The organism is Parendozoicomonas verongulae, from assembly GCF_009711465.1.
GTDB lineage: Bacteria > Pseudomonadota > Gammaproteobacteria > Pseudomonadales > Endozoicomonadaceae > Sansalvadorimonas > Sansalvadorimonas verongulae.
Map to the genome: position 1 here is coordinate 1 of NZ_SMME01000778.1, position 585 is coordinate 585.

At 48.0% G+C, this 585-nt stretch carries 1 protein-coding gene; it reads right to left on the bottom strand.

Translation table 11 applies throughout. The features are described 5' to 3' along the window. Positions 1–233: 233 nt before the first annotated feature. Positions 234–585: hypothetical protein (locus tag E1189_RS06565; protein WP_196221265.1), on the bottom strand; the 352-nt coding region annotated here is incomplete at its 5' end.

Sequence of the window (585 nt, forward strand, 5' to 3'; positions counted from 1 at the left end):
CACCAGACACAAGCGCACACATCGCAATGTAGGAGGTGAGTGAAGTTTCCCGATACACCTATCAAAATCACCAGGAAGAAACAAAGATCTGGCTTTTAATTGCACAACACGGATATTGCTTTGGGTTTCCCTCGTATTTTTTTAAGAGTGCCCCGGGGAGTGCTGAGTACGATGTTGTGAAAGCTGGCGGCGCTCAGAGTTATCAGCACTTCCAGAGGCTGAAGAACCTTGTGTTACTCAGCCATATGAGCCAATAGCTGTCGTTCCCTTAGCCGCCAAAATTCATCTTTCTTCTGTTCTTGTCGGTGGGGTTCAAGGTCACTGGCCAGATCAAAGAGTAATTCCGATTGCTGTTTGAACTCGTACTCCTTGTTTTCTTCGATACCTAACGATTGCAGCTTAAGCTTCGGCCAGACGGATAAGAGACGGTAGCAGTGAGCCAGTTGGCTAAGACAGGATGCATTTATGCCTCCACTGCCCTCCACCGCAAGTGCAGCCCAATTAAGCGCTTTCCCCAGAAGAATCGTATGCGCGGGCAATATGTCTTCAGCTTCCGTTAATTCCCGGAAGTAACGGATACTCAAA